At 69.4% G+C, this 7,487-nt stretch carries 8 protein-coding genes; 2 read left to right on the plus strand and 6 right to left on the minus strand.

Translation table 11 applies throughout. The annotated features are described in order from the left end of the window. Nucleotides 1–1,596, plus strand: a 1,596-nt coding sequence (locus ETD86_RS51205) for a Zn-binding domain-containing protein (RefSeq protein WP_246149474.1), incomplete at its 5' end; no start/stop codon positions are given. A gap of 40 nt (nt 1,597–1,636) precedes the next feature. Here the strand turns inward: ETD86_RS51205 and ETD86_RS51210 are convergent. The 5 genes from ETD86_RS51210 to ETD86_RS60460 all read right to left on the minus strand — a co-directional run bounded on the left by ETD86_RS51210 (nt 1,637) and on the right by ETD86_RS60460 (nt 5,556). Further along, the gene (locus ETD86_RS51210; RefSeq protein ID WP_138673868.1) at nt 1,637–2,098 is read right to left on the minus strand and encodes a hypothetical protein; all 462 of its coding nucleotides are present in this window, start codon (nt 2,096–2,098) and stop codon (nt 1,637–1,639) included. A 500-nt stretch (nt 2,099–2,598) separates the two neighbouring features. Next, entirely contained in the window at nt 2,599–3,879 is a 1,281-nt protein-coding gene (locus tag ETD86_RS51215; protein ID WP_138673869.1) for a hypothetical protein, read from the minus strand. 547 nt (nt 3,880–4,426) lie between these two features. After that, entirely contained in the window at nt 4,427–4,801 is a 375-nt protein-coding gene (locus ETD86_RS51220) for an Rv3654c family TadE-like protein (RefSeq protein ID WP_281287100.1), read from the minus strand. Nucleotides 4,802–4,954: 153 nt separating this feature from the next. Then, nucleotides 4,955–5,311, minus strand: coding sequence for a TadE family type IV pilus minor pilin (locus tag ETD86_RS51225; protein ID WP_246149475.1), 357 nt, complete (start codon nt 5,309–5,311; stop codon nt 4,955–4,957). A 107-nt stretch (nt 5,312–5,418) separates the two neighbouring features. Continuing rightward, nucleotides 5,419–5,556, minus strand: coding sequence for a DUF4244 domain-containing protein (locus tag ETD86_RS60460; RefSeq protein ID WP_246149476.1), 138 nt, complete (start codon nt 5,554–5,556; stop codon nt 5,419–5,421). A gap of 599 nt (nt 5,557–6,155) precedes the next feature. On the opposite strand from ETD86_RS60460, the gene ETD86_RS51235 reads away from it, so the two are divergent. Continuing rightward, nucleotides 6,156–6,563 carry a dihydrofolate reductase family protein gene (locus ETD86_RS51235; protein ID WP_170223750.1) on the plus strand — a complete coding sequence of 136 codons (408 nt, stop codon included), beginning with the start codon at nt 6,156–6,158 and terminating at the stop codon, nt 6,561–6,563. Between the two features lie 267 nt (nt 6,564–6,830). Here the strand turns inward: ETD86_RS51235 and ETD86_RS51240 are convergent. Beyond that, nucleotides 6,831–7,487, minus strand: a 657-nt coding sequence (locus ETD86_RS51240) for a type II secretion system F family protein (protein ID WP_342779365.1), incomplete at its 5' end; no start/stop codon positions are given.

Here is a 7,487-nt window from a genome sequence, read left to right on the forward strand (position 1 = left end):
ACACCCACCCCGGCCCGCACAACACCCGCCTCTGACCCGGTGCCCACCGCGCCGACCGAGAGCCGCGCACCCCGCCACGCCGGCCTCGGTCGCCCTGCGGACGTCGAGCACGCCGACCGCGAGACGGCGGCAGAGGCCTTGCCCGCAGCCAAGCCGCAGTCCGCGACAGCCGCATCACCTGAGGTCGACCACACCACAGCAGGCGCGTCACCCACGGCGAGCTCTCCGGCCTGGACACCGTCGGATCAGTCCGACCTGGCCGACCTCCCCAACAAGATCGCCGCCTATCGAGCCGGCTACCTCGCGGAAGACCGCCGCCTCCTGGAAAAGGCACTCCGCGAAGGCACCATCATGGGCCTGGCCAGCACGAACGCCCTGGAGCTAGGCGTCGACGTCTCCGGTCTCGACGCCGTGCTGATCGCGGGCTGGCCAGGCACCCGCGCCTCCCTGTGGCAGCAGGCCGGCCGCGCGGGCCGCGACGGCCGTGACGCACTCGCCGTGCTGATCGCCAGAGACGATCCGCTGGACACCTACCTCGTGCACCACCCAGAGGCCCTGTTCGGCCGGCCCGTGGAGGCCATCGTCCTGGACCCCGGCAACCCGTACGTCCTGGGGCCACACCTCTGCGCAGCGGCCGCCGAAATCCCCCTGACCGAGGACGACCTGCCCATCTTCGGCCCCACCACCTCCGATGTCCTGGACGACCTGGTCGGCGAGGGATTGCTGCGAAGGCGCCCGGCGGGCTGGTTCTGGACCAGGCGCGAGCGCGCCACCGACCTCGCCGACATCAGAGGCGGCGGAGGCGCCCCGATCCAGGTCGTCGAGTCGTCCACGGGCCGCCTCCTGGGCAGTGTGGACGAGCCGTCCGCGCACACCACCGTCCACACGGGCGCGGTCTACATCCACCAGGGCGAGACGTTCCTGGTGGAGCTCCTCGACCTGGAGGCCGGAGTGGCCCTGGTCTCCAGCGCCAATCCCGACTACTCGACGTTCGCCCGGGACATCACCGACATCTCCATCCTCGCCACCGAGCGCTCGCAGGCGCTGGGCCCCGGCACGCTGCACTTCGGCGAGGTGGAGGTGACCAGGCAAGTTGTCTCGTACCTCAAAAGGCGCCTCCAGTCAGGAGAGATGCTCGGCGACGAGCCGCTCGACCTGCCGCCCCGCACTCTCCGTACCCGCGCGGTCTGGTGGACGCTGCCCGCCTCCGCCGTCGCCCCTCTCGCGGAAGCGGGCATCGACCTCGGCGGGGCCGCCCACGCCGCCGAACACGCCTCGATCGGCTTGCTGCCGTTGTTCGCCACCTGCGACCGATGGGACATCGGCGGCGTCTCCACGGAGCTGCACGCCGACACCGGCCTGCTCACGGTGTTCGTGTACGACGGCCACGAAGGCGGTGCCGGTTTCGCCGAACGCGGCTACGCCCGCGCCGTGGACTGGCTCACGGCCACCCGCGAGGCCATCGCGTCCTGCGAATGCGAACGCGGTTGTCCGTCCTGCATCCAGTCCCCCAAATGCGGCAACGGCAACGAACCACTACACAAACGCGGCGCCATCCGTCTCCTGAACACCCTCTTGGCCGCCGAACAAGACTGACATCCACCTCAGAGCAGGTGATCCGGCACGGCTTCCTTTGCTAGCTGTGACCGCCGTTGTGCCGGCGCGCTGCGTAGGCACGCTTGTCATCGTCGCCTTCATCGCCAGGGTGGTCGTCATCGTCGTCCGCCGCCCAGAAGTCGGCGGCTCCAGGCTGCGGCCGTTCCCAGTACCCGCTGTCCTCCATCGACCTCGGCGAGGGCGGCAGGTAGTCGTCCCAGCGATCCTCGATCCGTACGGCGGGGCGGAGAACGGACGCGGACGACTCAGGCACATCCGTAACGGCCGAGCTGGGCAGCGCGATCCGGACCGGCTCCTGACGAGCCGCATGCCCTTCGTCCGCACCACCGGCTTCCCCCGCCGCCTTGTCCACGACCGCCCGCACCTCGCCACCACCTAATGGCACCCTGGCGGCAGGCACGTCCTCGCATGCCTGGTCGATGAGAGCCGCCTGCGGAAGCTCCTGGAGCCGGGCACGGCAGGCAGCGGATGCTCCCTGCACCCGCCGGCTATCGGCGTGCTCCTCCGCCTCCCCAACCTCCAGCCGATCGACGGAGGCTGCCCGGTGAGCCGTCGACCGACCACCCGAGGACATCCCTTTAACCGACGGCCGCCCCGCCGTGGACACCTCTTCAGCCGGCGGCCGCCCATCCGACGACGATTCCCCGACACGCACTGGACCAGGCGACCCACTGGCACGCGACCCACCCGACGACGAGCCCTCGACATGGGACCGACGAACCGACGACGCCCTCTCGGCACGCACCGGACCAGCCGTCGATGACCCCCCAGCACGCGACCCACCCGGCGTCGAGCCTTCAGCACGGGAGCGGCCAATCGCGGGGCCTTCAACGCCCGGACGCTCGACGGAGGGTGTCTCCTGGCCACGCGGAAGATCGGCCTGAGCCCGTCGCAGGTTGGCCTGAGCGCGTGAGAGCTCGGCCGAGGGGACCTTCGAACCAGATGCGGGATCGGGAACGCGGGTCCTGGCCACGGCAAGGATCACGGCGGGCCTGCGCCGAGGAGGAGTCGAGGTGAGCGGAACACCGTCGTCGTCGTCCCGAACCGCATCACCCGCCAACTCGCCGCCGCCTTCCGCACCCGCACCCGCACCCGCCCCCGAAGCCATGACGGCCGGGGACTGAGGGCTCCGTCCGCCTCGGCAGCGAGCGCGCGCCGTCGGGCCCAGGCCCCCGCGTGGGCGCCGAGCAGCAGCAGGAGCAGGCCACCCGCGATATAGAGCCCGTATTGGCCGATGTTTCCTATCGGGGACTCGTTCGACTGGGCCTTGACGCCACCAGCCTGGACGGGCGCGGTATTCGTACCGTCTTCCTTGGTGCCCGCCGGGTTCAGGCCGCCCGTCTCACCCTGGCCGCCGGCGGTCGGGATCGGGAGGTTGCCGTCCGAGTCGGTGTCGGGGATGGCAGGCAGCTTGGAGGTCGGCTGGCGGGTGGTCGGCTTGCTCGTGGGCAGGGTCTGCTTCTTGGCGGGCAGGGTCGGCAGCGGATCGACCTTCCTGGTCTCCTTCGGCGTCTCCCGGGTCTTGGCCGTCTCCTTCTTCGGCTGGGCCGCCGGCGGGGCCGGGACCGTGACGTAGGCGGCGCCCGATTCGTCCGACGCGATCGACCCGCCGTCGCCGTCGCCCCGGAACGCCTTGACCGTGAACCCCACCTTCTGCCCCGCCGCATTGGCAGGCACGGTGAGCGCCGCCTCGCACGTGCCGCCGGCGCACGCGCTGTCCACAGGCAGCCGCCCCACGACGCCGGACTGGGTGTTGGCCACCTCGTACGACTGCAGGTCGGACTCGGAGCCCTTGCTCCAGGTCACGAGGACCTTCTTCGTGCCTTGGAGCCGGGCGTTCACATTGCCCGGGGTCTCGGCGGGCCGCCGCAGCTTGAACGTGCTGCCGGCGTATTTGGTCCCGGTGATCTCGCCCTTGAGGGTCACGGTGAAGGTGCCGTTGGGGGCGTTCCCGGCGTCGAACGTACCGGAAATCGTCTGGTTCGCTCCGCCATCGGCCACCTTCTGCGTGGGCGTCGAGGGCCCTTCGACGTACAGGCCCACGCGGAGCTGCATCAACCCCGTACGCGCGGAAACCGTAACGGACCGGCTCGAGACGACCTGGCCATCGGAGGGAGAGGTGATCTGCCCGGCAGAGTCGGCCTGCGTCACCACGATCACTTTGGATGACGTGGAGGCCGTGGACGCCTGGGCGGAGCCGCTGAGCACCATGGATCCCACCGCGACGATCCCCACGGCCATCACTCTGCCAACTACCGTCACGACGCTTCCCTCCATCGAGAGCCTCGCGCCGCCCGCCGCCCTGACGAGGGCGTTCGGACGACGACCGGAAGTGCAGTCCGCCCGGCGATACGGTCACCGACCGCCCCCGGACCTGCACCTTAGCGACTTCGTTCCGGCTCTCCCAGACCCTTTGTCGCAGACGGTATGGACCGAGGGTAAGCGGAACGTTACGCGAGATATCCAACTCTTGGACACCTCGTCCAAGAAGTCGTGACTTGATTGCGACCTTGCCTCACAAACCCCAGGGATCGCACTATGCTCACGCCTTCCCACACACCGGGGAAAGGCTTATATCGCCAGCTCAGCACCCTAAAGGTGGCTATTCCTCATGGATCCCGTCCGTTTCGGAGAATGGTGAGTGGCGACATCCAGCTGCCTTGCAGCACGCATTGTCGGATGCTGGGCGGCGGCGCTTCTCGCCGAACCCGTTCATCACGTCGCAGGCGTGGCGCTGTCGTGTCGTCGCCGTTCTTGCTGCATGCCTGTACTGGCGCTCCCCGTCCGGGCACCGTCCCGGCGCAGTCCTCTACCGGTCGGCACTGCCCGGAGGAGTCGGCTCTGCCGGGCCCGCTCGCGATCTGCCGTTCACGGTGCGGGTGCCGACTATTGGCAACGAAATCGGTAACGAGGTCCAGACGTCGGCTACTTGGTCATTGATCTCGCATCTGGTCAACTCGACGCCGTTCTGGGCGGCCAATGCAGCGGCTCTCGTGCAGGCGCCCTGCGGGTCGAACAGGGCCAGCCTGGCGGCGGCCAGCGCGCTCAGATCGGCGGCGTTGTTGACGCGATGGCGGGCCACGCGCACGGCGCCCACGGTTGCGAACGCCGTGGCGACGGCCATCAGGAGCCCCATGAGCGCCACGCCCCACAGCGTGGCTGACCCTCGTTCCCTGGGATTGATCGCTACCTCCCCTTGCTGATGGGGGTGGCCATGGAGCCGTTACAGCTGAGATGCGGCAGGTCGTCAGAGGGCGGCACCGCTGGCTTCCAGAGATGCCGGACGGTCCTGGGTCTCACGGCTCCATGGCTCCCGTCTCCTATGTCGTGGTGGTTGTCATGGTTCGGTGTCGGCGGTGGCGGAGGCGGATACGCGGACTGCCGGCAGCGAGGAACCCCATGCCGGTCGTACTTGCACGGTGATCTGCACTCTTGTGGTCTCTGTGTCGCGCGTTACGTCTACGTGCGCGTCCGGATGTGTGGCTGAGCGGGCGACGTCGCGAACCTGGTCCAGCGGCTCGCCCCGAGCGGCGGCCCGGGCCGCCGCTCGGGCGGCGTCCACGCATTCCAATTGGGCACCTACGGCTTGGATGGCCCACAGCGCGGCGGCCAGGACGACCATGAGCGCGGGCAACATCGCGGCGGTCTCGGCCGTCACCGAGCCGCGTGACGCCCGCCGCCGCACGTCCGTCACAACTCGCGCAGGACCCTGACCCTGTAGCGGCCTCACGGCCTGCGCCTGTGCGAGGCTAGGGCACCCCGTGGCCCACGAGGCGGGCACGGTCTGCGCGGGACGGAAGGTCACCCGTTCGTGTTGAGCGCTTGGTCGATGAGCGACGACAACATTTCCTGGACCTCCGGGCTGCTCACCACCTTGAAGAGGAGTGCGGCGAAAGCGCACGCGGCGATCGTTCCTACGGCGTATTCGGCTGTGGACATGCCTCGCTCCCGGTTGACGGCCGCGTAATGCGGCCACCTGTTGAACCGCCGTCGGGGGCTTCGAGGTGTGCTGGGGTCGTCGGGAGCAGTAGTCGATGGCATGTGCGGAAAGGCGTGAGGCGTTGCTTGGCGCCCGGCCTCCGGCTCGATGTCCCTTGCGGACGCGTGAGGTGACTGGGCGGCTTCTGCGGCGTTGCGAGTTGCGCTCGGAGCTGCGATGGAGTGCGGCGGGTTGTGTGCGGCCATGCGGGCCGCAGTGCCAGGTGATGGGATAGGGGCCGAGTGGGCGGGCATGGGCGAGCTCGTCTTGCTGGGATTCACCTTGCGAGCTGCGCTGTTTTTCGACGTGGCGAGGGGCGCGACTGGGATGGCGCTGATGGTGCCTGGCGTGGTGGCGGGACTGTGCATCGTGCCTCCAGGTGCTCGGTGGAGCCGGGTCTTGTCCGGCGGGAGACCTAAGGTTCGCCGAGACGAGGCCGGGCTCGATGGGCCGAGTGACGTTCTGTGGATGGATGAGGGCGACGCGCACGTCCTGTGGATAACGGAACTCTGTGTATGACCGAACCCGGATGCTTCTGGCACCGATGAGTCCCGCGGGTATGAGCGCGATCTTCACCGGAAGGCGCACCTACGACTTGACCGGTGGCTGGGGCGGCGAGCAACCGCTGGGTGACGCGCCGGTGTTCGTGGTGACGCATTCGCCGCCGGCCACCGTGCCGGCCGGACGCACGTCCTTCACCTTCGTCGATGGCGTCCGGGCGGCCGTCGAACAGGCCCGGCACGCGGCAGGCGACAAGGACGTATCGGTGATCGGCGGGGCGAGCATCGCGCGGCAGTGCATGATCGCCGGACTGCTCGATGAGATACAGATCCACCTGACGCCCGCGATTCCGGGCCAAGGCATCCGCCTGATCGACGATCTCGACGGGAACGAGATCAGCGCGATGCAGACGCGCGTGCTCGAGGCACCCGGCGTCACGCACCTGCGCTACCGCGTCGTCAGGTGACCGCCCCGGCCGCGATCGCGGCCGCCCGAGCTCAAGCGAAGAGCAGAGGTCGATAGCGCAGCCGAGGTCGTCGCCTGCTCGCGGTGGTCGCCGAGGTGGGCGCTCTGACCGCCGCGGAAACGTTCGCAGGAGCTGTGCGATCGGACGAGGTAGCACCTGGCCTTCTGGCCGGTCGGCCGTTCGAGTGGCCGGTCGGCCGTTCGAGGGTTGTGGTGTCGCCGCCGGGCTCACCCAAAGCCACCTGGTGGGTTTCGCGCGCGATAGAAGCTATGGGAGGACGATCGTGGAGGCGAGGCCGGCGATGACCGGGATGATGCCGAGAAGGACGAACGCCGGCAGGAAGCACAGGCCCAAGGGCGCTACCGCCTTGACGCCGACCCGCCTGGCCGAGGCGACGGATGCGGCTCGAGCGGCATCTCGGGCGTCGTCTGCCAGGCGGGTCAGGACATCTGCCACCGGAGCGCCGCTCTGAGCTGCTCGGGTCATGGCTCGAGAGAGCCGGCCCAATGCGGGGTCGTCGGCGAGGAGCGCCCAGGTGGGCTCGGGGTCGGCGCCCAGGCGCAGCTGGCTGCTCACCCACGTCAGCCTCTCGCCCAGGGGACCGCCGATCGCGTTGGCGGCGATCTCGGTGGCCGCGCTTACGGGGCGTCCGGCGAGCAGGCAGGCGGTCATCAGATCAGCGGCGAACGGCAGATCGGCGGCGATTCGTTCGTGCTCGTGCTGGGTCTGCTCGGGCTTCCTCTTGTGGAGGTAAGTCCCGACGGCGGGAGCGATCAGGACGGCGGCCAGGATTCCGAGCGCGCCGCCGATCAGGGTGGCGGTCGCCAGTCCAGCGCATGCGGCGGTGATGATCGTCTTGCGGTTGATCGGCTGTGTCCGGGCGTGGGTGGGACGGAGCCAGGTCGGGTGGGGGTGTTCGACCTC

This window comes from Nonomuraea turkmeniaca (assembly GCF_005889735.1).
GTDB lineage: Bacteria > Actinomycetota > Actinomycetes > Streptosporangiales > Streptosporangiaceae > Nonomuraea > Nonomuraea turkmeniaca.